At 69.0% G+C, this 25,753-nt stretch carries 26 protein-coding genes; 11 read left to right on the top strand and 15 right to left on the bottom strand.

All coding sequences use genetic code 11. The annotated features are described in order from the left end of the window. Positions 1 to 95 precede the first annotated feature (95 nt). On the top strand, positions 96 to 2,231 hold the full coding sequence (locus E0H75_RS21745; RefSeq protein WP_131515484.1) for an elongation factor G-like protein EF-G2: 2,136 nt from the start codon (positions 96 to 98) through the stop codon (positions 2,229 to 2,231). A gap of 23 nt (positions 2,232 to 2,254) precedes the next feature. On the opposite strand, the gene E0H75_RS21740 is transcribed toward E0H75_RS21745, so the two are convergent. From E0H75_RS21740 to E0H75_RS21730, 3 genes are read right to left on the bottom strand one after another with little or no spacing between them, the layout of a single operon-like run. After that, the gene (locus E0H75_RS21740; RefSeq protein ID WP_131515483.1) at positions 2,255 to 3,499 is read right to left on the bottom strand and encodes a tetratricopeptide repeat protein; all 1,245 of its coding nucleotides are present in this window, start codon (positions 3,497 to 3,499) and stop codon (positions 2,255 to 2,257) included. Then, complete coding sequence (locus tag E0H75_RS21735) at positions 3,496 to 4,371, bottom strand: tetratricopeptide repeat protein (protein WP_131515482.1); 876 nt, start codon at positions 4,369 to 4,371, stop codon at positions 3,496 to 3,498. The genes E0H75_RS21740 and E0H75_RS21735 overlap by 4 nt, the downstream gene beginning before the upstream one ends. Then, positions 4,368 to 4,817 (bottom strand): hypothetical protein, encoded by a 450-nt coding sequence (locus E0H75_RS21730; protein ID WP_202873110.1) that lies wholly within the window; start codon positions 4,815 to 4,817, stop codon positions 4,368 to 4,370. The genes E0H75_RS21735 and E0H75_RS21730 overlap by 4 nt, the downstream gene beginning before the upstream one ends. Positions 4,818 to 4,887: 70 nt before the next feature. On the opposite strand from E0H75_RS21730, the gene E0H75_RS21725 reads away from it, so the two are divergent. The 4 genes from E0H75_RS21725 to E0H75_RS21710 all read left to right on the top strand — a co-directional run bounded on the left by E0H75_RS21725 (position 4,888) and on the right by E0H75_RS21710 (position 7,458). Beyond that, positions 4,888 to 5,295 (top strand): HIT family protein, encoded by a 408-nt coding sequence (locus E0H75_RS21725; protein WP_131515481.1) that lies wholly within the window; start codon positions 4,888 to 4,890, stop codon positions 5,293 to 5,295. A 135-nt stretch (positions 5,296 to 5,430) separates the two neighbouring features. Further along, the gene (locus tag E0H75_RS21720) at positions 5,431 to 6,585 is read left to right on the top strand and encodes an MFS transporter (protein ID WP_238163191.1); all 1,155 of its coding nucleotides are present in this window, start codon (positions 5,431 to 5,433) and stop codon (positions 6,583 to 6,585) included. Between the two features lie 4 nt (positions 6,586 to 6,589). Further along, positions 6,590 to 7,225 (top strand): RNA polymerase sigma factor, encoded by a 636-nt coding sequence (locus E0H75_RS21715; protein ID WP_238163190.1) that lies wholly within the window; start codon positions 6,590 to 6,592, stop codon positions 7,223 to 7,225. After that, on the top strand, positions 7,222 to 7,458 hold the full coding sequence (locus tag E0H75_RS21710; protein ID WP_131515479.1) for an anti-sigma factor family protein: 237 nt from the start codon (positions 7,222 to 7,224) through the stop codon (positions 7,456 to 7,458). The genes E0H75_RS21715 and E0H75_RS21710 overlap by 4 nt, the downstream gene beginning before the upstream one ends. Here the strand turns inward: E0H75_RS21710 and E0H75_RS21705 are convergent, their stop codons facing one another. Further along, the gene (locus E0H75_RS21705; RefSeq protein ID WP_238163189.1) at positions 7,459 to 8,106 is read right to left on the bottom strand and encodes a winged helix-turn-helix transcriptional regulator; all 648 of its coding nucleotides are present in this window, start codon (positions 8,104 to 8,106) and stop codon (positions 7,459 to 7,461) included. Between the two features lie 108 nt (positions 8,107 to 8,214). Here E0H75_RS21705 and E0H75_RS21700 point away from each other — a divergent pair, with 108 nt between their 5' ends. After that, complete coding sequence (locus E0H75_RS21700; RefSeq protein ID WP_131515477.1) at positions 8,215 to 8,613, top strand: tautomerase family protein; 399 nt, start codon at positions 8,215 to 8,217, stop codon at positions 8,611 to 8,613. Positions 8,614 to 8,634: 21 nt separating this feature from the next. On the opposite strand, the gene E0H75_RS21695 is transcribed toward E0H75_RS21700, so the two are convergent. Genes E0H75_RS21695 through pgsA form a run of 3 tightly spaced genes read right to left on the bottom strand, consistent with a single transcriptional unit; the run spans position 8,635 to position 11,332 of the window. Continuing rightward, the gene (locus E0H75_RS21695) at positions 8,635 to 9,735 is read right to left on the bottom strand and encodes a glycosyltransferase family 4 protein (RefSeq protein WP_131515476.1); all 1,101 of its coding nucleotides are present in this window, start codon (positions 9,733 to 9,735) and stop codon (positions 8,635 to 8,637) included. A 10-nt stretch (positions 9,736 to 9,745) separates the two neighbouring features. Next, the gene (locus E0H75_RS21690; protein ID WP_131515475.1) at positions 9,746 to 10,615 is read right to left on the bottom strand and encodes a phosphatidylinositol mannoside acyltransferase; all 870 of its coding nucleotides are present in this window, start codon (positions 10,613 to 10,615) and stop codon (positions 9,746 to 9,748) included. Between the two features lie 3 nt (positions 10,616 to 10,618). Next, positions 10,619 to 11,332: a phosphatidylinositol phosphate synthase gene (pgsA, locus tag E0H75_RS21685; protein ID WP_131515474.1), complete on the bottom strand. Its 714-nt coding sequence runs from the start codon at positions 11,330 to 11,332 to the stop codon at positions 10,619 to 10,621. 93 nt (positions 11,333 to 11,425) lie between these two features. Here pgsA and E0H75_RS21680 point away from each other — a divergent pair, with 93 nt between their 5' ends. Next, the gene (locus E0H75_RS21680) at positions 11,426 to 12,421 is read left to right on the top strand and encodes a hypothetical protein (RefSeq protein WP_238163188.1); all 996 of its coding nucleotides are present in this window, start codon (positions 11,426 to 11,428) and stop codon (positions 12,419 to 12,421) included. 4 nt (positions 12,422 to 12,425) lie between these two features. Here the strand turns inward: E0H75_RS21680 and E0H75_RS21675 are convergent, their stop codons facing one another. Together E0H75_RS21675 and thrS are read right to left on the bottom strand one after the other, a co-directional pair. Then, positions 12,426 to 12,926 carry an HIT family protein gene (locus tag E0H75_RS21675; RefSeq protein ID WP_238163250.1) on the bottom strand — a complete coding sequence of 167 codons (501 nt, stop codon included), beginning with the start codon at positions 12,924 to 12,926 and terminating at the stop codon, positions 12,426 to 12,428. A gap of 125 nt (positions 12,927 to 13,051) precedes the next feature. Beyond that, the gene (thrS, locus tag E0H75_RS21670) at positions 13,052 to 15,073 is read right to left on the bottom strand and encodes a threonine--tRNA ligase (RefSeq protein ID WP_202873109.1); all 2,022 of its coding nucleotides are present in this window, start codon (positions 15,071 to 15,073) and stop codon (positions 13,052 to 13,054) included. A 203-nt stretch (positions 15,074 to 15,276) separates the two neighbouring features. On the opposite strand from thrS, the gene E0H75_RS21665 reads away from it, so the two are divergent. From E0H75_RS21665 to E0H75_RS21655, 3 genes are read left to right on the top strand one after another with little or no spacing between them, the layout of a single operon-like run. Further along, positions 15,277 to 16,194 (top strand): ABC transporter ATP-binding protein, encoded by a 918-nt coding sequence (locus tag E0H75_RS21665; RefSeq protein ID WP_131515472.1) that lies wholly within the window; start codon positions 15,277 to 15,279, stop codon positions 16,192 to 16,194. After that, entirely contained in the window at positions 16,191 to 16,838 is a 648-nt protein-coding gene (locus E0H75_RS21660) for a DedA family protein (RefSeq protein ID WP_131515471.1), read from the top strand. The genes E0H75_RS21665 and E0H75_RS21660 overlap by 4 nt, the downstream gene beginning before the upstream one ends. Continuing rightward, positions 16,835 to 17,623: an ABC transporter permease gene (locus E0H75_RS21655; protein WP_131515470.1), complete on the top strand. Its 789-nt coding sequence runs from the start codon at positions 16,835 to 16,837 to the stop codon at positions 17,621 to 17,623. The genes E0H75_RS21660 and E0H75_RS21655 overlap by 4 nt, the downstream gene beginning before the upstream one ends. Positions 17,624 to 17,626: 3 nt before the next feature. Here E0H75_RS21655 and E0H75_RS21650 read toward each other — a convergent pair whose 3' ends face one another. From E0H75_RS21650 to E0H75_RS21635, 4 genes are all read right to left on the bottom strand, one after another. Continuing rightward, positions 17,627 to 19,096 carry a MinD/ParA family ATP-binding protein gene (locus tag E0H75_RS21650; protein ID WP_131515469.1) on the bottom strand — a complete coding sequence of 490 codons (1,470 nt, stop codon included), beginning with the start codon at positions 19,094 to 19,096 and terminating at the stop codon, positions 17,627 to 17,629. Positions 19,097 to 19,264: 168 nt separating this feature from the next. Further along, positions 19,265 to 19,930: a response regulator gene (locus tag E0H75_RS21645; protein WP_131515468.1), complete on the bottom strand. Its 666-nt coding sequence runs from the start codon at positions 19,928 to 19,930 to the stop codon at positions 19,265 to 19,267. A gap of 4 nt (positions 19,931 to 19,934) precedes the next feature. Further along, positions 19,935 to 21,509 carry a sensor histidine kinase gene (locus tag E0H75_RS21640; protein ID WP_131515467.1) on the bottom strand — a complete coding sequence of 525 codons (1,575 nt, stop codon included), beginning with the start codon at positions 21,507 to 21,509 and terminating at the stop codon, positions 19,935 to 19,937. A gap of 57 nt (positions 21,510 to 21,566) precedes the next feature. After that, a complete protein-coding gene (locus E0H75_RS21635) occupies positions 21,567 to 22,661 on the bottom strand; it encodes a GntR family transcriptional regulator (protein WP_131515466.1) in 1,095 nt (364 codons plus the stop codon). A gap of 133 nt (positions 22,662 to 22,794) precedes the next feature. Between E0H75_RS21635 and E0H75_RS21630 the strand changes: the two genes are divergently transcribed. Beyond that, positions 22,795 to 24,252 (top strand): ArnT family glycosyltransferase, encoded by a 1,458-nt coding sequence (locus E0H75_RS21630; RefSeq protein ID WP_131515465.1) that lies wholly within the window; start codon positions 22,795 to 22,797, stop codon positions 24,250 to 24,252. 124 nt (positions 24,253 to 24,376) lie between these two features. Here E0H75_RS21630 and E0H75_RS21625 read toward each other — a convergent pair whose 3' ends face one another. Together E0H75_RS21625 and E0H75_RS21620 are read right to left on the bottom strand one after the other, a co-directional pair. After that, positions 24,377 to 24,853 (bottom strand): GNAT family N-acetyltransferase, encoded by a 477-nt coding sequence (locus tag E0H75_RS21625; RefSeq protein WP_131515464.1) that lies wholly within the window; start codon positions 24,851 to 24,853, stop codon positions 24,377 to 24,379. Then, the gene (locus tag E0H75_RS21620; protein WP_272948922.1) at positions 24,853 to 25,341 is read right to left on the bottom strand and encodes a GNAT family N-acetyltransferase; all 489 of its coding nucleotides are present in this window, start codon (positions 25,339 to 25,341) and stop codon (positions 24,853 to 24,855) included. Before E0H75_RS21620 ends, E0H75_RS21625 begins: the two co-directional genes overlap by 1 nt. Positions 25,342 to 25,753: the final 412 nt, after the last annotated feature.

Here is a 25,753-nt window from a genome sequence, read left to right as displayed (position 1 = left end):
GGCCGGGCGGCTGACGGCTCAGGCGAATCCGGCACGTGATGGCTCTTGTGCGAAGGGGCCGTTGGGGGAATCGTGGGTGAACCAGGAGGAACGTCATGGCAGACAAGACGAACACTTCCCAAGGCACCGGAGCCGCGCCCGCTGTGGACAGCCCGGACGCCATCCGCAACGTGGTGCTGGTCGGCCCGTCCGGGTCCGGCAAGACCACCCTCGTCGAGGCCCTGCTGGTGGCCTCCGGAGTCCTGAACAGACCCGGCACCGTCCTGGACGGATCCACGGTGTGCGACTTCGACGACGCCGAGATCAGGCAGCAGCGGTCGGTGGGCCTGTCGCTCGCCTCGCTGCCGCACGACGGCGCCAAGGTGAACCTGATCGACACCCCCGGGTACGCCGACTTCATCGGTGAGCTGCGGGCCGGCCTGCGGGCCGCGGACTGTGCACTGTTCGTGATCTCGGCGAGCGAGGGCGTCGACGAGCCGACCAAGACGGTCTGGCAGGAGTGCGCCCACGTCGGGATGCCGCGAGCCGTCGTGATCACCAAGCTCGACCACGCCCGGGCGAACTACCACAGCGCGCTGGCGGCCGCACAGGCGGCGTTCGGCGACAAGGTGCTGCCGCTCTACCTGCCCGCTGGTGACGGGGTGATCGGTTTGCTCTCCCAGACGTACTACGACTACTCCGGCGGCAAGCGGTCGACATCCACGCCCGACTCGTCGTACGACGACCAGATCGAGGAGCTGCGCGGCACGCTGATCGAGGGAATCATCGAGGAGTCCGAGGACGAGTCGCTGATGGACCGCTACCTCGAAGGCGAGGACATCGACCAGAAGGTGCTGATCGACGACCTCGAACGCGCGGTCGAGCGCGGGTCGTTCTTCCCGGTCATCCCGGTCTGCAGCGCCTCCGGCGTCGGCACCCACGAGCTGCTCGAGGTCGCGACCAGCGGGTTCCCGTCGCCGCTCGAGCACGCACTGCCAGAGGTGTTCTCACCGCACGGCGTGGCACGCAAGGGCCTCACCTGCGATCCCGGCGGTCCGCTGCTCGCAGAGGTGGTGAAGACGACGTCGGACCCGTACGTCGGCAGGGTCAGCCTGGTCCGGGTGTTCTCCGGCACCATCAGGCCCGACGCGACGGTTCACGTGTCGGGCCATTTCACGTCGTTCTTCGGGGCCCAGAACTCGCACGCCGACCATGACGAGGACGAGCGGATCGGCGCGCTGTCGTTCCCGCTGGGCAAGGTGCAGCGTCCGGCGACTCAGGTGGTCGCCGGCGATCTGTGCGCGATCGGCCGGCTCACCCGGGCCGAGACCGGTGACACGCTGTCCGACAAGACCGATCCACTGCTGCTCAAGCCGTGGAACATGCCGGAACCGCTGCTCCCGATCGCCGTCCAGGCTCACGCCAAGACCGACGAGGACAAGCTGAGCGTCGGCCTGCAGAGGCTGGCAGCCGAGGATCCGACCCTGCGAATCGAGCAGAACCCCGAGACGCACCAGATCGTGCTGTGGTGCATGGGTGAGGCGCACTCCGACGTCGTACTCGACGCCTTGGCCAACCGGTACGGCGTGACCGTGGACACCGTGGAATTGCGGGTGCCGCTGCGGGAGACGTTCGGCGGGAAGGCGAAGGGTCACGGCCGGCATGTGAAGCAGTCCGGCGGCCACGGCCAGTACGCCGTCTGCGACATCGAGGTCGAGCCGCTGCCGGAGGGCTCGGACTTCGAGTTCGTCGACAAGGTGGTCGGCGGCGCGGTGCCGCGGCAGTTCATCCCGAGCGTCGAGAAGGGCGTCCGGGCCCAGATGGAGAAGGGTGTCACCGCCGGGTACCCGATGGTCGGCATCCGGGTCACGCTGCTCGACGGCAAGGCCCACAGCGTCGACTCGTCGGACATGGCGTTCCAGATGGCCGGTGGGCTCGCCCTGCGCGAGGCTGCGGCCGCGACGAGGGTCAGTCTGCTCGAGCCGGTCGATCTCGTCTCGGTGCTGGTGCCCGACGACCTCGTCGGCGCGGTGATGAGCGACCTGTCCGGGCGGCGCGGACGGCTGCTGGGGACCGACAAGGTCGGCGACGACCGGACCCTGGTGAAGGCCGAAGTGCCGCAGGTGGAGATCACCCGCTACGCGATCGACCTCCGCTCGCTGTCCCACGGTGCCGCATCGTTCAGCCGGGAGTTCTCCCGCTACGACCCGATGCCGGACGGCGCCGCGGCGAAGATGAAGTCATCTGCCTGACGGATCACTGTCCGGTGCCGCCGTCAGCTCAGGCGGCGCCGGACATCCCGCGACTTCAGGTACGCCGCAACGTCGTCGTACCGCTCGCTCTGGTTGGCGAACTCGATGTACGACCGAACGCGGTGCAGCCAGTCGAGTGTCGACGGCTTGACCGTGGGCAGCGCGTCGGCGAGATGGTGCATTGAGAGCGGCGGTTCGCCACCACTCGACAGCGCCTCGTCGATCACCCGGTCGACGCCCCGCTCAATCAGCGCGCGCAGGTCCGCGCCGCTGAACATCGGTGTCTGCCCGGCGAGCGCCTTCAGGTCCAGTCCGTCGGCCGGTACATCCTTCACCAGCACGGACAGGATGTCGGCGCGCGCGGGCTCATCGGGTGGCGGGACGAAGATGACGCGGTCGAACCGGCCCGGCCGCAGCATCGCCTCGTCCACATCCCACGGCGCGTTGGTCGCGGCCAGGACGAGCAGGCCGTCGTTCTCGGAGCCGATCGCGTCGAGCTCCTGCAGCAATACGTCGACCAGCCGGCGCGCCTCCGAACCGCCATGCTTGTGCCGCGCGAACGCGAGCGCGTCGAGCTCGTCGAGGAACAGCACGCACGGCGCGTTCGCCCGGGCGCGCTCGAAGGCGGTGTGCAGATTGCGCTCGGAGACGCCGAGGTACGGGTCCATCACGTCCTCGATCCGGACGTTGATGAACGGCAGCCCGCACTCCCCCGCCGTCGCCCGGGCCAGCAGCGTCTTCCCGCACCCAGGCGGGCCGTAGAGCATCACACCGCCGCCAGACTTCCGGCCGTACTTCTCGTACAGCTCCGGCCGGCTCAACGGCAGGATCACCATCCGGTGGATGACCCGCTTGATGTCCTCCATCCCACCGACCTGGTCGAAGGTCGTGGTCTCCTTCGGGGTGTCCAGGTCGAACGCTACGTCGGTCTCAGGACCGACCTTGATCTTCACGCCACTGCGCTCGGCGATCATGTCGTCGACGAGCTGCTGCAGGCGCCCGGTCCCCTCGACCACGCCCTGCTGACGGGCCGCCTCGAGCAGGCTCCGCAGCAGCGCGAGCCGCCCGTTGGCCGCGGCCAACTCACCGACCGGCACGAACTGATCCTCCGGCAACCCTTGCTGGTCGAGGAGCACGACGTACTGATCCAGGGCCTCCTCGGTGTCGCCGGCAGCCACCAGCGACTCGGCCAGGACCAGCCGCAGCAGTACGTCGTCCGGGTTGGTGTCGACCGCCTTGCGCAGAGCGGCGATCCGATCGTTCGTCATGAGCCCCATTTTCTGTTGATCCAGCGGCGGACCAGCGGCGGGGCCACCCAGGAGTACACGCAGAACGCCAGCCAGACCATCGCGAAGACGAACGACAGCGGGGCCAGCCCCACCGCGCGCAGGCCGTAGATGATCGCGACCGCACCGATCCAGACGACCAGCGGGTTGACGCGCTGGAACGGACGCAGCGGCAGCATCAGCGGATGGTTCATCAGCTTCGCCTCGCGTGCAGCGGCCCGGAGGTCGGGGTCGCCGGGCTGGGACGCGGCGGCGGAGGCGAGCGAGTTGTAGCCGGATCGCGAGTCGCCCGTGAGCATCGACGACGTACCGTGCAGGGCGCGGGCGCCGGGGTCCTCGGGATCGTGCGAGAGAGCCTCCGTGCTGTGGCGGTGCATGTCGCGGTCGTTGCCGAGAGCGAAGGCGACCTGAGCCCGAGCGGCCGAGACGGCGACGCTCTCGGGCGCATAGGAGGCCGCTCGCTCGACCAAGGCGCTGGCCTTCTGCGCCTGACCGGCGGTCAGACACACCCGCGCGTAGCCGATCAGGAGGTCGGGCTCGTTCGGATCCAGGCTGAGGCCTTGGAGGAACGCGGCCTCGGCCTCCGGGAGACGGCCTTCGGACCGCAGCGACGAGCCGAGCACCTGCAGCATCGGCAGGAACGGACCGTGCAGAGCCAGTCCGTCCTTCAGTACGTCGATGGCCTCGGCGTTGCGGTCCAGCGCATGCAGTGCGGCACCGCGGAACAGGTAGGCGCGGAAGTCGACCGCGGCGTCGCCCCAGAGGCCCTGGAGTTCGTCGAGGGTGCGCTCGGGGTGCCCGATCTGCAGCCAGTGGCCGGCCATCTGCAGGCGGGCCTCGGTCGGTTCGTTCACACGACCACCGTCACAAGGACCAGGATCAGGGCTTCGGCGACCGCGCCGGCGACTGTGACCCCGAAGCCCGTGCCCCACAGTGAGCCGTAGTCGGTGCCGCGGAGCTGGAACGCGCGGTCCATCGGGCGCTGGATCCGGAGCTGGACCAAGCAGCAGACCACGGCGACGACCCGGATCCCGACCCGCAGGCCGGAGCTGAGGTCACCGTCGGTGTTCAGGACAGCGAAGGCCGCGATCACCACGATCAGGCCGATCCCACCGACGCCCAGGATCAGGCGCTGCTTGGCCGCGTCGACACCGAGCCGGCGGGCGTTCAGGAATGCGATCACCGTCGAGGCGATCACCCCGCCGAAGAAGGCGACGTACGTCTGCGACATCAGCCGCCACGGGCGCACCGACATGTCCACACCGGCGCCGATGGTCGGGCGCAGCAGTTCGTCCGGCATGAGGCTCCTCGATGGGCCATCGATCTGGGCACGCGCAGTGTACTGCTCTGGCGGGCATTAGCCTGGGGCGATGAGTGAGACGAACTGTCTGTTCTGCGGGATCGTGGCCGGCAGCATTCCGGCGACGCGGGTGGCCGAGACCGAGCGGGCGATCGCGTTCATGGACATCAACCCGGCGACGGCCGGGCATCTGCTGGTGATTCCACGAGCGCACTCGACGGATCTGCGCGAGGCCGGCGCCGAGGACCTCACTGCGGCGACACTGCTCGCGCAGTCCCTGGTCAGCCGGGTGATCGAGCGCCTCGACGCCGACGGCGCCAACCTGCTCAGCTGCATCGGCGAGGCCGCGTGGCAGTCGGTGTTCCACACCCACCTCCACGTCATCCCGCGGTACGACGACGACCCGCTTCAGCTGCCCTGGCACCCGACTCCCGGCGACATGGACCAGATCCAGGCCACCGCCGCGAAGCTGGTGTAACGCTTCCGCACCCTCAGGACACTGCAGGGCTGACCGAACACCTCAGCCCTGGGAGTCGTCATGACGCAAGCCATCGCCACCGCTCCTCCCACGCCGTGCGTCGAACCCAGGAGCGCGCTGCTACGAAGACGGCTGATGCCATTGTGGGTGGCCACCTTCCTGCAGGGCGTGGGGTTCTGGGTGCCGGTCGAGAAGCTGTTCATGAGCGGGATCGGGTTCGATGCCGCCACGATCGGAGTGATGGCAGCCGCGTACGCCGCGCTCGTGCCGGTGATGGAGGTGCTGTCCGGCGTACTCGCGGACCGCTGGTCGCGGCGGGGCGTGCTGATGGTGGCGGGAGTCGCGCTACTGGTGAGCGTCTTCATCGGCGCGATCAGCCAGAACGTCGTGACCTACATCGTGGCGGCGCTGATCCTCGGGATCTACTTCGCGATGTACTCCGGCACCGTCGAGGCCGTGGTGTACGACGTGGTCGTCGAAGAGACCGGTGCCGGCGCGGAGTACGAGCGGCGGATCGGCTGGGTCCGCTTCGTCGAGAGTGTCGCCCTGGTGGGAAGCGCGTTGGCGGGCGGGTGGATCGCGGCCGCGCTGTCGCCGCGAGCGACGTACTTCCTCACGCTGCCGTTCGCAGCGCTCTACCTGGTCGCGCTGAGCCGGTTCTGCGAGCCTCGGCTGCACCGGACGAGCGAACGGACCTCGTTGCGGGACCACCTCGTGGTCACCTACCGCGCGATCACCGACCGTGGACGGTTGGTTCCGATCGCGGCCGCGACGGTGATGTCGGCGATGATCCTGCAGGCGATGTACGAGTTCGGTCCGCTCTGGCTGGTCACGCTCAAGGCGGAGGCCGGGTACTACGGTCCGTTCTGGGCGCTGCTGGTCGGGATGATCGGGGTCGGTGGACTGCTCGCGAGTCGGCTGCATCTCGAGCGACCGCTCTCCGTGGCGATCGTCGTAGTCACCATGCTGGCCGCGTGCCTGACCATGACGACCAGCCGCAGCCTGGCCGCGTTGACCGCTGCGATGGTCGCCCTGACCCTGGCGCTCGTGGTGATCGGCATCCACCTCAGCCAACTGATGCACGACGCGGTGCCTTCGACGATCCGGACCGGAGTGGCATCCGGGATCAGCGCGGTGTCGTGGTTGCTGTTCACGCCGTTCGCGCTGGTCTTCGGTGCCGTGAGCAAGTACGCCGGCGTCTACGTGTCGGGCTGGATGATCACCGGTGCGGTCGCGCTCGCCGGTGCCGCGCTGGTCTGGGTGCAGCGGCATGCGGTCGCCGTACGCTGAGCCGATGATGGCTGGGCTGCCGTCGGACGACGTACTCCTCGAGCGGTTGCGGACCGGCGACGAGGACGTGTTCGTGCTGCTCCTGGACGGCTGGTCCGGCGGGATGCTGCGGGTGGCGCGCTCGTTCGTGTCGACCGAGGAGTCGGCCGCCGAGGTCGTGCAGGAGACCTGGCTCGCGGTGATCGAGGGCATCGAGCGGTTCGAGGGCCGGTCCTCGCTGAAGACGTGGGTCTACCGGATCCTCACCAACACTGCGAGGCGCCGCGGCACCCGCGAACACAAGATCGTGCCGATGAGCAGCGTCGACGACCAGGGACCGACTGTGGACCCGAGCCGGTTCCGCCCGGCGGGCGATCCGTTCCCGGGCCATTGGTGGGACTACCCGCCGGCCTGGCCGTCCCCGGAGCAAGGGTTGCTCACTGCCGAGATCCGCGCCCACCTGACCCAGGCGCTGGCCGAACTCCCCGAGCGCCAGCGCCTGGTCGTTGTACTGCGAGACATCGAGGGCTGCCCGTACGACGAAGTGTGCGAACTGCTCGGGATCACGGCGGCGAACCAACGGGTGCTGCTGCACCGCGCGCGGGCGTTCCTGCGCGGCAGACTGGAAGAGTTCTATCAGCGGGAAGGTGACGAGTCATGAGCGACCTCGAGTGCCGTGAGTTCGTCGAGCGTGTGACGGCGTTCCTCGATGGGACCCTGAGTGCCGAGGCGGAGCAGGACTTCGTCGACCACCTGGCCCTGTGCGACGGCTGCGAGCGCTACCTCGACCAGATCCGTCAGACCTCACAGGCCCTGCATGACCTGCCCGGCGAGGGCTTGCCGGGCGACGCCCGCAGCGCACTCCTCAACGCCTTCCGCTCCGGGCGGTCCTGATCAGGCCCGGACGGCGTCGAACAGGCGGTCAGCAGCCTCGGCGTCGCCGGTGATGGTGAGGCGTCCGTCCTCGACAGCCTTGGTCACCTGCTCCTCGACGAGGACCCGGGCCAACGTGTCCGGGTCGGACTCGATGACAGTGTCGGGCCGATCGTGCGACTCGCCCCGAGTCATCGCGACGAGCTGTCCGTCGACGACCCGGGTCGTGAAGCGCTCGCGTCCGAGGCGCAGCTCATAGCTCGCGGTCCAGGGCCGCTGCGGCTGCGCGGTGAACAGGCTGCGCAGCCGGATCATGGCCGAGTCCGCACTCACCGGGTCGTCGGACTTCTCCGCTGCGCCGGCTCCCCAGTTTCCGAGTACGACGATCACGTCATCCAACCGGGCACCCCACTCGGTCAGCTCGTAGACCTGTGAGGCGGCCGGCGGCGGCAGAGTGCGACGCCGTACGACGTCGGCGCCCTCCAGCTCCCGCAGTCGCTGGGCCAGCACCTTGGCGCCCGCATTGGGCAGTCCGGCCTGCAGGTCGGTGAACCGCTTCGGGCCGAGCAGGAGCTCGCGCACGATCAGCAGCGCCCACCGCTCGCCCACGTAGTCCAGAGCGATCGCGATCGCGCAGCCGTCGCCGTAGCGCCGATTCGTCGTCGTCATGGTTTCAGCATAATCCATCTCAACTCTCTTATGACTATCTCTTGCATACTTAGTGGATATCAACTAGTTTCTAAAAGAAAGTTCTCTACCAGTGATCAGGAGAAGACCATGCCCGTTTCCTACCTCGACGTCCCCACCGGTGCCGACCTCGAGACCAAGCGTGAACTCGTCCACGCGATGTACGTCGCCCTGAAAGAGGCGTACCCGTTCCCGGACGACACACGGATCTTCATCCGCGAATGGCCGCCGGAGAGCGTGAGCCAGAACGGGCTCCTCGGCTCCGAACCCATCCGGCCCGCGTTCGTCGCGCACGTCCCGCAGGGCGTCGGCCGCGACGTCAAGCGGATCATGCTGGAGAAGCTGAACGCGGCGATGGACAAGGCCTACGGGCTGCCGTGGTTCATCACCTTCCTGCACGAGCACTCCCTCGACGTCGTGGCCGTCGACGGGGTCGTCCTCGCCGACGACCAGCAGCGCGTCGAGGACCAGCACGCGGCCTACAGCTGAGCCGCGAGTCGCCCGCCGGGGCTACCGGCGGGCGACGAGCTCGTAGACGGACAAGAGCTCTGGCAGCAGCACCGACCAGTCATAGCGAGGTACGGCGCTCAGTCCCGCGGAGCGAAGCTTCTCGCGGTCATCGGGACTGTCCAGGAGCCGGAGCGCCCGCTCGGCGAGCTCGTCGGCGTTGCCCGGCTCGAACAGCTCCCCCAGACGGCCACCGTCCAGGACCTGCCGGAAGGCGGCCAGGTCGCTGGCCAGGACGGGAGCACCTGCGGCCATCGCCTCCAGCAGGACGATGCCGAAGCTCTCACCACCCAGGTGCGGCGCGACATAGACGTCCGAGCCGGCCAGCATGTCGGCGCGGGCGTCGTCGTCGATCTCGCCCAGGAACAGGACGTTGTCGCGGAACCGCCCGGGCACAGCGCGCCGCGCCTCATCCGCCTGACCAGACCCGGCCACCAGGATCTGCAGGCTCGGTCGCTCCGCGATCAACGCGGGGACGGCCTTCACCAGGACGCCCAGGCCCTTGCGAGGTTCGTCGAGACGGCCCAGGAAGCTGATCGTGCCGTCGTCGCCCATCCACTCCGCGCGGGGACTCCCCTTGAAGCGCGCGGTGTAGAGACCGTTCGGGATCACGACCGCCTCGCCGCCGATGTGCTGGACCATCATCGAGCGCGCGTTCTCCGAGACTGCGATCCGGGCGTCGATCTTCTCCAACGCGGGCCGGAGCAGATTGGCCGCGGCGCTCATCGCGCGGGACCGGACCTGCCAGGTGTGGAACGTCGACACGAAGGGACCATCGGCCGACCACAGCGCGATGATCGACGCGCTCGGAGTCGTCGGCTCGTGCACGTGGACCACGTCGAACTGGCCGTCGGCGAGCCAGCTCTTCACCCGCGCCGCCGTCCGCGGACCGAAGGTGACCCGAGCGACCGAGCCGTTGTACGGGACGCCGACCGCGCGTCCGGACGAGACGACGTACGGCGGGACCGCGTCGGAGTCGTCGACCGGCGCGAGGACGGACACCTCGTGGCCGACGCCGAGCAGGGCCTCGGCGAGGTCGCGGACATGGTTCTGCACCCCGCCGGGCGTGCCCAGCGAGTACGGGCACACCACACCGATCCTCACGGAACGATTCTCACTCGTCCAGGAAAATCCTCTGCAGCATGTGCCAGTCCTGCGGGTGCGCGGCGATCCCGGCGGCGAAGGCGTCGGCGCAGCGCTGGGTCATCCCGGCGGTGCCGCCCTCGGGCTCGATCGCGTCGTGGAACGTGATCACCAACTGAGGCCCGTCGTAGTGCAGCGTCGCCGGGATCAGTGGGGCTCCCGTCCGCAGGCTCAGCGCGGCCGGACCGGCCGGCATCCGCGAGGGACGGCCGAAGAACGTCACCGGTACGCCGCGCTCGGACAGGTCCCGATCGGCCACCAGGCAGACGAACCCGCCCGCCTCCAGCCGCTCGGCCAGGATCCCGACGACGTCCTGGTCACTGCCGGTCAGCGGCAGAACCTCCATGCCGAGCTTCTTGCGGTACTCGATGAAGCGGTCGAACAGTGACTCCGGTTTCAGCCGCTCGGCCACCGTCGACACCGGCATTCCGGTCAGACCGGCCCAGGCGCCGGCGTGGTCGTAGTTCGCCAGGTGCGGCAGCGCGCAGATCACACCGCGCCCGGCCGCGTGAGCGTCGCGGAGCAGCTTCTCGTTGACCGTACGGACCCGGCCGACGACCTCTTGGTCCGACCACTCGGGCAGCCGGAACGCCTCCTGCCAGTAGCGCAGGTACGACCGCATTCCGGCCAGGGTGAGCGCGTCCAATTCCTTGGAGGTCGCGTCCGGACGAACTACGGCCAGGTTTCCGCGCAAGCGCCGTACGCCGCGACCGTTCCGGCGTACGACGCGATCGGCGGCTTGGCGGAACAGCCAGGTGACTGTCTTCTCAGGGAGCCGTCGGACCAGCGCCCAGGCGAGCGCGAACGCGAGATCGGCAGCCCGCTGACGGAGGCCGTCCATGCCTCAGTTCTTCGGGTCCGGTTCGGCCGGGGGCTCGGTGGCGGCCGTGGGCTCACTGGCTTGGGGCTCTGTGGCGGGCGGCGGGGTGTCCAGGCCGGCGTTGGCCGGGTCAGCGAGGACCTGCTTGCGGACCGCGAGCGAGCGCTGGATCACTGTGATCGTGCTCGCGGCAGCGACGTACCAGATCACGATCTCCAGCAGGATCGGGAGGTCCAGCACATCGGAGAAGAACGCGAGGACCAGCGTGAACACGAGCCGGTCCGCGCGCTCGGCCAGACCGCCGCTCGCCTTCAGGCCGAGGCTCTCGGCCTTGGCCCGCGCGTACGACGTGACCGCACCCATCACCAGCGCCCACAGCGTGACCGCGGCCATCAGCGTCGAGTCGCCGGCGCGTGAGTTCGCGTAGTACATCACCAGGCCGCCGAAGATCGCGCCGTCGCCGATGCGGTCCAGCGTGGAGTCGAGGTAAGACCCCCACTTCGACGACGTACCCGACGTGCGGGCCATGAAGCCGTCGATCAGGTCCGAGAACACGAAGCAGGTGATGATCACCACGCCCAGCCAGAGCTGGCCGCGCGGGAAGAAGATCAGCGCGCCCGCGCACACGCCGATGGTGCCCACGAGCGTGACCATGTCAGCGGTCACGCCGAGCCTGAGCAGGAGTTTGGCGATCGGCGTGATCACCTTGGTCCAGAACTGCCGGAATCTGTTAAGCATGGCGGGCCGATCGTAGTCCAGCCGGATCACCATCCGGTGACAAGCCACGGCTTTCCGCCTGCGGCAGACCTGATTTCGCGCGATGCTGACGTGGTGAGGACGCGATGGACGACGGGGCGGCTCAGCCGCGGCGCGCTGGCGAGTGCACTGGCCGGTGCGCTGGCTCTGGCGCTGCTGACCTCCGGCTGCTCGGTCGCACGCAAGGCCAACGGCTCCCGCCCGCTGACTGCGCCGACGCAGCCTCCCGCCGTCGTCCCGACCGCCATCGCTCCCCCGCAGGCCGAGGGCTTGGACGGTACGGCGGGGGCAGCCGGACCACAGGTGTGTACGGCGATCACCAGCACGCTGACCGCCAAGCTGCACGTCCCCGTCACCGCGAAACCGAACGCCTGGAACGACGGCGGCCTGCCGGCCATGGACCTGTGCACACTGCTGCTCGAGGACCGGGTCGTCACGATCGGTGTCACCGCGCTCCCCCGTCAGCCCGACTCTCTCAACCGGCTCCTCACCGGCGCCGGCAAGGTCGAGCCTCTGACCGAGCTCGGGCCGGGCGCCCTGATCACGGAGTCCCGGATGGTGTTCACGGTCGGCGACCGGGCGGTCCGCATCACGCCGGCGGGCGGCATTGATCGCAGTACGGCGGATGGCATCGACCGGGCCAAGGCGGTGGCGGTCGCGCTGGCGACACGGGACGCCGTACCGACGTCGCTGCGGAACGCTCGGCAGACCGACGCCGCGTGCCAGCTGTCGAACTCGCAGGCCGAGGAGTTCGCCGGGGCACAGGTGCAGCTGCGGCGGGACTACCGGGTCCGTGGTGCGTTGACGTGTATCTGGGGGACGTACGACGCGACGGTGTCGATCGTCGAGGCGTTCGACCAGCTGACGATCCCGGAGGCGGATCGGACGCCTCCACCGCAGCTCGCGCCGGTCGGCCAGCCCGGTTACTACCTCCCGGACAAGGGCGAACTCGTTTTCCGCCTCGGCCGCCGCGTCGTCCGCGTCACCGGCCTGACGAACCCCGCCCGCGTGGTCCCCCTCACCATCCTGCAAGGCATCGTCGACCCGATGATGCCGCTCTTCCTGCGCTGACCACCTACGGCGCAGTCGGCCAGGACTTGGCGAGCAGGGCTCTGGTTTCGGACAGCAGTTGCGGCAGGACCTTGGTGTGGCCGATCGCCGGCATGAAGTTGGTGTCGCCGGTCCAGCGCGGCACCACATGCTGGTGCAGGTGGGCGGCGATGCCGGCGCCGGCGATCTCGCCCTGGTTCATCCCGATGTTGAAGCCGTGCGCGGCCGACACCGTCCGGACCGCCTGCATCGCCTGCCGGGTCAGCTCTGCAACATCCGTGACCTCCGCCGAGGTCAGCTCGGTGTAGTCCGCGACGTGCCGGTACGGCACCACCATCAGATGGCCGGGGTTGTACGGGTACAGGTTCAGCACCGCGTACGCCGCCTCGCCCCGGTGCACGATCAGCGCATCGGCATCCGGCAGCCCCGGCAACCGGCAGAACGGGCACCCCGACCCGGCCGCGTCACTGGTCGGCTTGTTCTCCCCCTCGATGTAGGCCATCCGATGCGGCGTCCACAACCGCATGAACGGATCCGGCACCCCGACCCCGTCCTGCACAACCACCTCATCGGGCGCGTACGGCGACTCCGGTACGCCGCCCTGATCGTCGGCGGACGGTTGGTCGGGGACGGCATCGTCGGGGGCAGGCGTCATACCTGGACGCGCTTCTGGACGGCCTCCACGATCTCGCTGACCGCGTCCGCGATCGGTACGCCGTTCTTCTGGGTGCCGTCGCGGTAGCGGAACGACACGGACCCGGCGGCCATGTCGTCGTCGCCGGCGATCAGCATGTACGGGACCTTGGACTTCTGGGCGTTGCGGATCTTCTTCTGCATCCGGTCGTCGGAGGAGTCGACCTCGATCCGGATTCCCTGCGCCTTCAGCTGCGCGGCGACGTCGTACAGGTAGTCCACGTGGCCGTCGGTGACCGGGATGCCGACCACCTGGACCGGGGCCAGCCAGGGCGGGAAGGCGCCGGCGTAGTGCTCGGTCAGCACCGCGACGAACCGCTCGATCGAGCCGAACAGCGCGCGGTGGATCATCACCGGGCGCTGCCGGGAACCGTCGGGCGCCGTGTACTCCAGCTCGAACCGCTCCGGCAGGTTGAAGTCCAGCTGGATCGTCGACATCTGCCAGGTCCGGCCGATCGCGTCCTTGGTCTGGACCGAGATCTTCGGGCCGTAGAACGCGGCGCCGCCCGGGTCCGGGACCAGCTCGAGACCGGAGCCTTCCGCAACCTCCCGCAGCGTCTCGGTCGCCTCCTCCCAGACCTCGTCGGAGCCGACGAACTTGTCCGGGTTCTTGGTCGAGAGCTCGAGGTAGAAGTCGTCCAGACCGTAGTCGGCGAGCAGGCCGAGCACGAAGGTCAGCAGCTTGCGCAGCTCGTCACGCATCTGCTCGCGGGTGCAGTAGATGTGCGCGTCGTCCTGGGTGAAGCCGCGGGCCCGGGTCATGCCGTGCACGACTCCGGACTTCTCCAGCCGGTAGACCGTGCCGAACTCGAACAGCCGCAGCGGCAGCTCCCGGTAGGACCGGCCGCGGGCGCCGTAGATCAGGTTGTGCATCGGGCAGTTCATCGGCTTCAGGTAGTAGTCCTGGCCCTGCTTGCGGATCTGCCCGTCCGCGCCGCGCTCCTCGTCCAGGTGCATGGGCGGGTACATGCCGTCGGCGTACCAGTCCAGGTGGCCAGAGGTCTCGAACAGCTGCGCCTTGGTGATGTGCGGCGAGTAGACGAACTCGTAGCCGTCCTCCACGTGGCGCTGGCGGGAGTAGTCCTCCATCACCTTGCGCAGTACGCCGCCCTTGGGGTGGAACACCGCGAGCCCCGAACCGATCTCGTCCGGGAAGCTGAACAGGTCGAGCTCGCTGCCGAGCTTGCGGTGGTCGCGCTTGGCGGCCTCCTCCAGCCGGTTCAGGTACGCCTTGAGCTCGTCGCGCGACTCCCACGCCGTCCCATAGATGCGCTGGAGCTGCGGATTCTTTTCGCTCCCCCGCCAGTACGCCGCGGCGGTCCGCATCAGCTTGAAGTTGCCCAGGTAGCCGGTCGCGGGCACGTGCGGGCCGCGGCACAGGTCCTTCCAGGCGACGGAGTCGTCGCGCCGGACGTTGTCGTAGATGGTCAGCTCGCCGCCGCCGACCTCGACGCTCGCGCCCTCGGCGGCGTCCGCCGCGGAGCCCTTGATCCCGATCAGCTCGAGCTTGTACGGCTCGGCCGCGAGCTCGGTCCGCGCGTCGTCGTCGGAGACCACCCGGCGGCTGAACCGCTGCCGCTCCTTGATGATCTGCTGCATCTTCTTCTCGAGCTTGCCCAGGTCGTCCGGGGTGAACGGCGTGGGCACGTCGAAGTCGTAGTAGAAGCCGTTCTCCACCGGCGGGCCGATGCCCAGCTTCGCCTCCGGGAACAGGTCCTGCACAGCCTGGGCGAGCACGTGCGCGGTCGAGTGCCGGATGATCGCCCGGCCGTCCTCCGACGACGCCTTCACCGGCTCGATCTCGTCGCCGTCGGCGACCACCCGGGACAGGTCCCGCAGCTCACCGTTGACGCGGGCGGCGATGGCGGAGCGGTCCTGGCCGAAGATTCCGGCGAACAGCTCCCCGATCGTCGTCGTCTCGGTCACACTCCGCTCAGCCTCGCCCTCGACGCCGATCAGATGGACCTTGACTTCCGGCACGTTCACTCCTCGAGTTCGCCGACCGGCCGAGATGCCGGTCACGCCACAGATGGTATCGACTCCGGACCCGCGGCCCGACGGCGTATCCACAGGTCCGGCCACCTGACGAAAGTAGGGGGTCGCCGACGCCCATCGTCCGATGTGCCAGGGGTGCCCGGATTCCTAGGTTCGAGCTACCAATCCGTTCCAGAAGGGCGCCCAGCGTGATCACGCTCGAAGGACTCACCAAGAGGTACGGCGACACCTGCGCGGTGGACTCGCTCGACCTGACCGTCTCTCCCGGCCGGGTGACCGGCTTTCTCGGCCCGAACGGCGCCGGCAAGTCGACCACGATGCGGATGATCCTCGGTCTCGACGCACCGACCGAGGGCACCGCTCTGGTCGACGGCCGCCCGTACGCCGACTGGCCGGCACCACTCGCCAAGGTCGGCGCACTGCTCGACGCAAAGGCCCTGCACCCGCGTAGGTCCGCGCGGAACCACCTGATCGCGATGGCCCGGAGCAACGGGCTCCCGGTCAGCCGGGTGGACGAGGTCTTGTCTGTCGTGGGCCTGGATTCCGTCACCGGCAAGCGCGCCGGAGAGTTCTCGCTCGGCATGGGACAGCGTCTCGGCATCGCCGGTGCGCTGCTCGGTGACCCCGAGGTGCTGATGTTCGACGAGCCGGTGAACGGCCTGGACCCGGACGGTGTCCGCTGGGTCCGCGGGCTGATGCGCTCGCTCGCGGCGGAGGGCCGGACGGTGTTCGTCTCCAGCCATCTGATGAGCGAGATGCAGCTCACCGCCGACCAGCTCGTCGTGATCGGGCGCGGCCGGCTGATCGCCGATGCTCCGGTCGCGGACGTGATCGCCAGGTCGTCGCGCACCACGGTCGCCGTACGCGTCCCCGATCGGGCGCACCTGGCAGTACTGCGGGATCGGTTGATCGCCGAGGCGGAGCGGGTGGAGTCCGCTGACGACCGGTTGATCGTGACCGGCGTACCTGCGGAGCGGGTCGGTGACCTCGCGCATGAGCTCGGCGTGCGACTGCACGAGTTGCAGACCCAGCGGGCCTCGCTCGAGGAGGCGTACATGGAGCTGACCGCGGACAGCGTCCAGTACGGCGTCGCGGTGGCGTCATGAGCGACGCGATCCTGCACTTTGCCGAGGAGTTGATGTCCTCGTGGTGGATCTACCTCGCGCTGTGGGGATTCGCCGCGCTGGATGGGTTCTTTCCGGCGATCCCGAGCGAGACGCTGGTGGTCACCGCGGGTGTGTTCGTGGCGGCCAACGGTGAACCCAACCTGTACGCCGTGATCTCGGCCGCCGCGGTCGGTGCCTTCGTCGGCGACCACGTGTCCTACGCCCTGGGCCGCGGCGCGGGTGGCCGGCTGCTCGATCGGACGAGGCCAGGTACCAAGCGGCACGCGGCCGTGCTGTGGGCTCGACGAGCACTGGCAGACCGCGGCGGACTCGTGCTCGTGGTCGCTCGGTACGTGCCGGGAGGGCGCACCGCGGTCACGCTGACGATGGGGTCGGTCCGGTACCCGCTGCGCAAGTTCTCGTCCTTCGCCGCCATCGCGGCCGTCAGCTGGGGCCTCTACTGCACCCTGGTCGGCTACATCGGCGGGAAGGCGTTCGAGGACAACCCGCTGAAGGGCGTGATCCTCGGCATCGGTCTGGCACTCGCGGTCACACTGATCGTCGAGGTCGTCCGGCATCGGCTCAAGAAGAAGTGGGCTCAGGTCGAGCCCGAAGCGGAACTCGTGAAAGCAGGTGAGCGGTGAGTACGGCGGTTGTCACCCTGGGGACCGGTCTGTCGGATGCTGTGCGCTCGGAGTGGACCAAGCTGTGGTCAGTCCGGTCCAGCTGGCTGAACCTCGCGGCAGCACTCGTGCTGACCGCGCTGCTAGGCCTGCAGTTCGGCTTCAACCTCGCCTACACCAACACCCATCTGGAGCCGGGGCAGGTGGCCCAGACGCAGGCAGTCGGTGAGTTCGGCGCTTCGGTCATCATGATCGTGCAGGTGGTCATCGCCGCCTTCGCCCTGCTGACCGTGACGTCCGAGTACGCGACCGGCAGCATCCGCTCGACCCTGCAGTGGACTCCAGTACGGCGAAACGTCGTACTCGCGAAGGCGATCGTGCTCGCACCGGTCCTGTTCGTCTACGGCCTGGTGCTCGCCGGCGTCTCGGCTGTGGTCGGTGGCCTGGCTGCGGGCTCGTGGGCCGACTGGACCGCGAGCGCACTGGTGGTCGACCTGCTGTCAGTCGCCTTCTACGCGACAACAGCCGGGCTGTTCGCGGCCGGGATCGCATGGGTCGTCCGCAGTACGGCCGGCACGCTGACCGTGGCCTTCCTGCTGCTCCTGGTCGTCCCGCTCATGCTCAGCCAGAGCTCGATCCGCGCGCTCGTGTGGATCGCGGCTGTGCTCCCAGGCGGCGCCGGCCAGAACTACCTGACCGGCACGACTGATCCGCTCTCCCCGACGGTGAGTGCCCTCCTGCTGGTGGTGTGGGCAGGCGCCGGCCTGATGGTCGGCACCCGCGTCCTCACCAAACGCGACGCGTGACAGTTACCGCGGGACGTTCAGCGCGATCGTGATCTGCTCCGACACCTTCGCCGCCAGCTCCAGGGCTGCGCGGCGGGTTGTCGGCTGCAGTGCGGAGTGGTCCAGCGGGCCTTCGGCCGCGATGTGCTGGTCGGTCGGAATGTCGACGACAGCAGCCGCGCGGGACTCGAAGTACGACCGGAGCTGCTTCTCGACCTCCTTGTTCACATCGCCGGGACCGTTCGACACCGCGATCACCGCACGGCGGATCAGGCGCTGCGCCTCCGGGCCCTGGTTGTCGAGCTCCTCCAGCATCTGCACGGCGGCCGCGCAGGACAGGCTCTTCCACTTGATCGGGATGACGAGGGCGTCGGCCGCCTTCATCGCCTCGCGCCAGTTGCTGGAGCCCTCGTTGTTCCCGGTGTCGATCACGAGCACCTTGTAGAACCGGCTCAGCAACCTGTGGATCTGGTCGAAGTCCTTCGCCTCGATCTGCGCGTACGTTGTGGTCGCCGACGTCAGTACGTCGTACTGCCCCGCGACCTGGTGCCGCAGGTACGCCGCCACGTCGCCGAGCCGGGCATCCGGCTGGGTCAGCATCGGCATCGCCTGGAGCATGTCGGTGACGGTGGACCGCGCGTTCGTGTCGTGCGTACGCAGGTGCATGTTGCCGCGCAGCTCGTTGTTGTCCCAGGCGACGACGCCGCCGCCGCGCGCCTGACCGAGCGCGCCGGCCAGCAGCAGCGTCGTCGGCGTCTTGCCCGAGCCGCCCTTCGGGTTCGCCACCACGATGGTCACGGGCCGACGGAACGCCGTCGCCGCGGTCGCGCGGGCGATCCGCTCGAGCCGCTCGCCGCTGCCCGGACGCAGCCGCAGCACACTGCGGACGCCGCGCTCCGCCGGAGCCTCCCGAGGGAGCGGAAGCGCCTGGATCAGCTCGTCCGTGCGGTAGGAGACGTCACGCTGCTGCGGCACGTTCTGACCGGGGATGCCTTGCGGGAAGAAGTGCTGCGCGGCCGGAGAGAGCTGCTGACCGCCCTGCGCGGGACCAGCGGCCGCCGGAGGGTTCTCCGGGGCGCCGTAGCCCGAGCCGTGGAACGACGAGCCACCGAACAACGGACTGTTGGGGCCACCCTGTGGCGCCGTACCGCTGTCGCTGCCCTGTCCACCTGGCTGACCGCCGGCCGCCGGGCCGGACGACTGGTCGTCGGCGCTGTCGGCCTCGGTCTCGTCGGTCTCGTCAGGGGTGTCGGACTCGGCCGCGGGCTGCGACCAGGACGGGCTGGGCGGCGGCTGGTTGGGCCGGGACCACGCGTCGCCCGGGAACTCCTGGGAGAGCGCATCGGGCTGCTCGTCGGGCTTCTCGGGCTCGTCGGCGGGCGCCGTGTTCGGATCCGGCTGGGTCCAGGAGGGCGTCGGTTGCCACATTCTCCGGACCTCGGCCGCCGCCGCTTCCCGGTCCTTGTGCTGTCCGGAGTTGTGCGAGTCGGTCACGACCTGGGTCCCCGATTCTGTCAGAGGGGGCGGGTGGCCCCTGGGGTTGCTGGGTTTCGATTCCGGAGGTGAGGTCCCCGGGAAAGGTCCACTATCCCATGACCGGGTGTCCACACCACGTCACCACCCGGAGCGTCGCACCACCACCGGGCAACGGAATCTGACCCCTCAGCCAGTCACCAGGCCGGCCTCGTAGGCGACGATCGCGGCCTGCACCCGGTTCTTGACCGCCAGCCGGAGCAGAATCGCGCTCACATACGCCTTCACAGTGCCCTCGACCAGGAACAGCCGCCGGGCGATCTCGGCGTTGGACAGGCCCGCGCCGACCAGCCCCAGCACCTCAAGCTCACGCGGGCTCAGTACGGCGACCTGCTCCTTGGCAGCCGCAGCCCGCGCCATCGCCCCACCACCTGCGCCGGTGCTCAGCTCGGCGATCACCCGCTGGGCGACGCGGGGCGACAGATAGGCGGCGCCTTCCGCGACAGCCTTCAGACCCGCGATCAGTTCGCGGGGATCGCCGGACTTCAGCAGGAAGCCGCTCGCACCGTCGCCCAGGGCACGGGCGATGTACGCGTCCTCGGAGAACGTCGTGAGGATTACGACCGCGGTCTCGGGCACGGTCCGGCGGATCTCGGCGCCGGCTGCAAGGCCGTCCATCCGCGGCATCCGGATATCGAGCACCGCCACGTCGGGCCGGTGCCGCCGGACCTGCTCGACCGCCTCCGCCCCATCGGCTGCCTCGGCAACGACCTCGATCGCGTCGTCGGTGCCGAGGATCGCGCGGACCCCGGCCCGCACCATCGCCTCGTCGTCGGCCAGCAGCACCCTGATCATGTCGTCATCCTGTGCTCTCGGGAGTCGGTACGACGGAGCCGCTCTGCACGACCGTCTTGGCGACGAGCTTCCCGTCGGCGAAGCAGAGCCTGTAGACGTAGGTGATCGAGAACGGGACGTCCGGACTGTAGTAGCGGCAGGACCAGCCGGCCGGCACCGTATAGCCCTCGCTGGGCGGGTCGATCATCTGCATCGCCGGGAGCACCTTCTCCACCTCGTCCTCCGGCTGTCCGATGGCCAGGACGTCGTACTGGCCGGGGTGCAGGATCGAGTTGTAGCCGGCGATCAGGTAGTAGCCCAAGGCAACCACGCCGACGACCGCTCCGAGGATCAGCGGTGCGGCGACGGCCGTGACCAGACCGCGCCGCGCACTGCGCCGTACTGTGGCTCGTTCCGCTTCCGCAGCAGACATTGGCGGTGCTTCCGGCTCGGGCGGGCCGCCTGCCCGCGGCATCGTTGCCACCACCTCGAAACCGCCGCCGCTCCGTGGTCCCGCGGTCAGCGTCCCGCCGACGAGCCGTACGCGCTCGCGCAATCCGTCCAGGCCGCGTCCGCTCGAGGGAACAGACTGGACCGGCCGCTGTGCACCGGTGTCGACGACCTGCACGCGTACGTCGTCGTCCGCGCGCGTCACGGTCACGGTGACCGCTGTGCCGGGCGCGTGCTTGCTCGCGTTCGTCAACGATTCCTGGACGATGCGGTGCACGGCTCGATCCACCATGGGCGACAGCTCGCCGTCGCCCTCCTCGATCAGACGGACCTCGAGACCGGACTCGGCCGCCCGCTCGATCAGCGACAGCACGCTCTCGTCGCGTGGCACCGTCGGCGCGTCCGAGTCCCGCAGTACGCCGATGATCTCGCCGAGCCGATCGGTCGCCGTGGCGGCTGCTTCACGCAGCGAGGTTGCAGCCTGTCGATGCTCGGCCGGCAGGGACGGGTCAAGCTCCAGCGCCGCGGCGCGGAGGGCGATCAGGCTCAGCTCGTGGCCGACCGAATCGTGCATGTCCTGGGCGATCCGGGACCGCTCGCGCAGCCGCTCCTGGTCGATCGCCATCCGCTGCTCGCGCTCGATCCGCTCCGCCCGGTCCCAGCCGGCCGAGGCCAGTAGTGCCTGCTGCGCGCGGTACCGCCCGACCAGCCACGGCAGCACGACCAGAAGCAGTGCGAGCAGTAGCATCACCAGCCAGCTCAGCACCGCCTCGGTGGCGTGCTGCTCACCCTGCACGACCAGAGCGAGGAGCAGTCCGCCGAGCAGCGACCAACTGCACACCATGACGAAGTGCTTCAGCTGAGTCTCCCGGCGACCAGCCAGGTAGCTCATCAGGGTGATCGCCGGCACCAACGCGACCTGTACGCCGTTCTGCGTGCCGAGCGCGAAGGCCAGGACGACGATCTCCGCCCAGGCGACGACGGCGAGGGCGACCAGTGGCCAGCGGCGGCGGACGAAGACCGCCACCAACAGCGCCGCGATGAAGGCGGCCTGCACCCAGTACGGATCGCCGCGGGCACCGCTCTCCGCGAGCACGAGGAAGCTCAACGCGGCCCACAGGCCGACGTCTCCCAGGCGCCGCCAGTTCATGCCCCAGACGCTACACAGTCACCCCGACATCGCCGTACTGCCGAAAGTCAGGTCCGTCTACCCGTTGCCCTCAGCATCGACCAGCTCGAACGGGACCATGGTCAGGTTCGGCACCTCTTCGCCACGGAGCCGAGCGAGCAGCAGGTCCACCGCCCTCCGGCCCATCTCCTCCTGGTCCTGCCGGACATGCAGGTACGGCGGTCCGCCGATCGAGTCACCGGGTGAGTCGAAGCAGGCGACCACACGGTCGCCGCCGAGCGCCCGGTCCGTCATCCGGGCCAGGTTGTACTCACAGGCGAAGTACGCCGTGACCTCCGGCAACCGCTCGCGGAACGCGCGGATCACCTCGACATCCGCCTCGACGCTCTCGGTGGTCGTCGACCCGGGCAGGGTGCTGCGCAGATCGGTCAGCTCGTAGGCCTGACCGCGGTCGCCGAACGCGGACCGGAAACCCTCCAGCCGGTCCTCGATCGACGACGTGTTCACGGGCGGCGGGGACACGAAGGCGATGTGTCGGTGCCCCTGGTCGAGCAGCCGCTCTGTGAGGGCCTTCGCCGCCGCCACGTTGTCGGTGTGGACCGCCGCGACGGGGATCCCGGACAGGTGGCGGTCGACCAGTACGACCGGATAGCCATCCAGCACCTGCCTGAGCAGGCTGGCGTTGTAGAAGTCGCCGTGGACCGGGAACACGATCAGACCATCCACCTCACCGGTCGCCACCAGTAGGTCGACGGCCTTCTCCTCATCGGATTGCCGGCCGTGCGTCCGCCGTACGATCAGATGTGCGCCGTACTCGGCGCACCGCTCCTCGACCGCGCACAGCAACTCCAGACCGTACGCCTCGGACACATCAGGGATGACGAGAGCGATCGAGCGGGCCTCAGGCCTCGGACGCGGCACTCGGCCCCGCAGCGGCACGGTGACACCGGTCAGGTCGGGCAGATGGGGGACGACGAACGTCCCCTTGCCACGGATCCGCTCCACCAGCCCGGCCTCCCGCAGTACCTCGAGAGCCCGCTTGGAGGTGATGCGACTGACCTCGAACTCCGCCGCGAGCTCCATCTCCGACGGCACCCGGTCACCGGGCCGCAGCGCACCGCGCCGGATCTGCTCCAGCACGTGCGTACTGATCCGCTCGTAGAGCAGCGCCACGGCCTCTCCCCTCCATGTTGTCCGGTTGACATATCAGATCATGCGCGATGGCATGCCAACCGCGCAGCAACCGGGGTTTCCTCCGGGGCGAATCGGGGTGGCTCGGGACCCTCCGGGCTGTCAGCATTCGGGCATGACCGCCACGCGTCCGTCGGTGCCTGCCTTCGCTGCTGTTCCCGTGTACGCCGTCGCTGGGGTCGTGGCCGTCGTACTGACTGCCTTGTCCGGGCGGTACGGGTACCACCGGGACGAGCTGTACTTCATGGTCGCGGGACAACACCTCGACTGGGGGTACGTCGACCAGCCGCCGCTGACGCCGTTGCTCGCGCGGATCTCGACCGAGGTGTTCGGGAACACCCCGATGGGACTGCGGGTGCTGTCGACGGTGGCCAGCGCGATCACGATCGTCGTGGTGGCACTGATCGCACGCGAGTTCGGCAGCGATCGGCGTGGCCAATTGCTGGCCGCGATCTGTGCGGCCGTTTCCGGGTTCCTGCTCGGCGTCGGGCATCTGGTGTCGACTGCGACGTACGACCTGCTCGCCTGGATGCTGATCGCGCTGTTCACGATCAAGCTGCTGCGGACGACCGACGGCCGATGGTGGCTCGCGCTCGGCCTGACCGCGGGGATCGCGCTGGAGAACAAGTACCTCGTGGTGCTGCCGATCGGTGCCTTGCTCATCGCGGTGCTGATCGTCGGTCCGCGTGAGGTGCTGCGTTCGTGGTGGCTGCTCGCGGGTGTCGCGGTCGCGGGGATCGTCGCGCTGCCGAACGTGCTGTGGCAGTTCCAGCACGACTGGCCGCAGCTCACCGTCGCCGGCGGCATCAGCGAGGACGACGGGACCGAGAACCGGATCATGTTCATCCCGCTGCAGATCCTGCAGTTGTCCCCGTTCCTGGTGCCGGTGTGGGTGGCCGGGTTCCGCCGGATGTGGCGGATGCCATGGGCTCGGTCCGTTGCGCTGGCGTACCCGCTGCTGTGCGTCGTCGTACTGGCCGTCGGCGGGAAGTCGTACTACGCGTTGCCGCTGCTGCTCGTGCTGGTGGCAGCTGGGGTTGAGCCTGTACTGGCGTGGCGTCGATCGATCCTCGCGGTTGGGCTCGCGCTGACTGCTCTCACGTCGGCGCTGTTCACGTTGCCCGTGTTGCCTGCCTCGGCGGTGGACTTCGTCATACCGGTGAACAAGGAGCAGGGCGAGCAGATCGGGTGGCCGGAGATGACGTCCGCTGTCGCGGATGTGTGGAATCGGATCCCTTCAGGGCAGCGGGGGTCGGCGACGATCTTCACCGGCAACTACGGCGAGGCGGGGGCGTTGCGGCGCTTCGGTCCTTCGCACGGGCTGCCGCCGGCGTACTCGGGTCACATGAGCTTCGCGGACTGGGAGCGGCCGCCGGACAGCAACACCGGTCCGGTGCTGCTGGTCGAGCAGGAGCGGACGCCGGCGTACGAGGCGCACTTCCGCGATTGCGAGCAGGTGGCGACGATCGACAACATCGTCTCGAACGACGAGGACGGCACCGCGCTGGTCCTGTGCGACTCCCCTGGCGCACCCTGGTCCACCCTCTGGCCAGACCTCCGCCGCTACTACTGACGGCCCTAGGGTTGGCGCGCTATCCGGTCGTCGGCGCGGACGGCGTACCTGTCACCGGGATCAGCTGGTACGACGCCATTGCCTTGTGCAACGACTTGTCGGCGGAGGCTGGGCTGCGGCTCGCTCAGTCTCCGAGCACGGCCTGAAAGACGACGCTCTGCTCGGCAAACCCCAGCCGGCTGTAGAACGCCCGCGCACCGTGATTCGCTGCGTACGACGCGACGCTGACGCTGCTCGCGTCGTTCTCTCGCGCCCACGCACTGAATCGGCCGACCAACGCCTGTCCTACGCCACTCGCGCGAGAAGCGCTGTCCACGTAGAGACTGCGAATCTCCGCAGTACGCCGTCCGAAGCGTGTCGCTGAAGGTGCCGTCAGGTATCCAACAAGGTGACCGACCACCACACCCTCGCGCCGCGCGACAAGCACCAGTGCGGAGTCGAGATCGATCAGCCGAACGAAATCGTCCCGCGCATGGCGCGTCGGCCAAGAGACATCAACCCGAGGATCGTGAACTCCAGCATCCTCACTGAACAGCTGCGACTCCAACCGCACCAAATCATCGAGATCGGTGTGCACCGCAACACTGATCTGATTCCGCATCAGGCGCTCGCCGGGATGCGGAACCGCCTGCTGCGCTCGACAGGCTCGATCTCCACCATGCCCGCTCCAGTCATCACCCGCGCCGACGCGACGTTCCCCACAAAGCACTCGCCCCACAGACTCCCGACACCCAACTCGCCACGGCAGTACTCGAGCCCCGCGGTCAACGCCTCAGTCATGTACCCCTGCCCACGATGAGCCGCACGCACGGCGTACCCGAAACTCCAATCCGCCACCGGCTCCTTGCTCTCCCCCATCCCGAGCCACCCCACCACCTCACCATCAGACCGCCGCGTGACGCTGAACTGCACATGCGTCCCGTCATCCACAAACCCCGTCAACCAAGCCCGAACGGCCTCTTCATCCCGCGGCCCGTAATCCCCCATGAACTGCCCCACCAACTCATCAGTCCACATCTCACACAAAGCCGCAAAATCCCCCACCCCCACCCACCGCAAAGCCAGCCGCTCCGTACTCACCACGCCCATCACCCCCCAGCAAGCTACAGCCCGCAACCACCCAGCCGCGACCGGTTATCCCCGCCCCACCCGCAGGCACTTCCCCACCAACGCCCTAAGCCACAGACCAGAACAGTTCACGCGGCGACCAACCACCACAGCAACCGTCCCGCGGCACCCAACCCCAGCCGGCAACCGTCGGGCGGCGCCCAACCCCAGTCGGCAACTGTCCCGCGGCGCCCAAGCCCGGCCGGAACCATCACGCGGCGCCCCGCCACAGCCCGGACCCGTCAAAGCGCGGCCAACCCCAGCCGACCACTGTCCCGCGGCGGCCAACCCCAGGCGGCAACTGTCACGCGGCGGGCAACCCCGGCCGGCCACTGTCCGTTCGGCGAGCAACCCCAGCAAAGCCGAGCGAAGCGAAGGCGCCAGGGGGTGCGGG

Source organism: Kribbella capetownensis (assembly GCF_004331485.1).
GTDB classification, from domain to species: Bacteria; Actinomycetota; Actinomycetes; order Propionibacteriales; family Kribbellaceae; genus Kribbella; species Kribbella capetownensis.
Note: the sequence above shows the minus strand (reverse complement) of the source record. Positions and strands in the feature narration are given on the sequence as shown.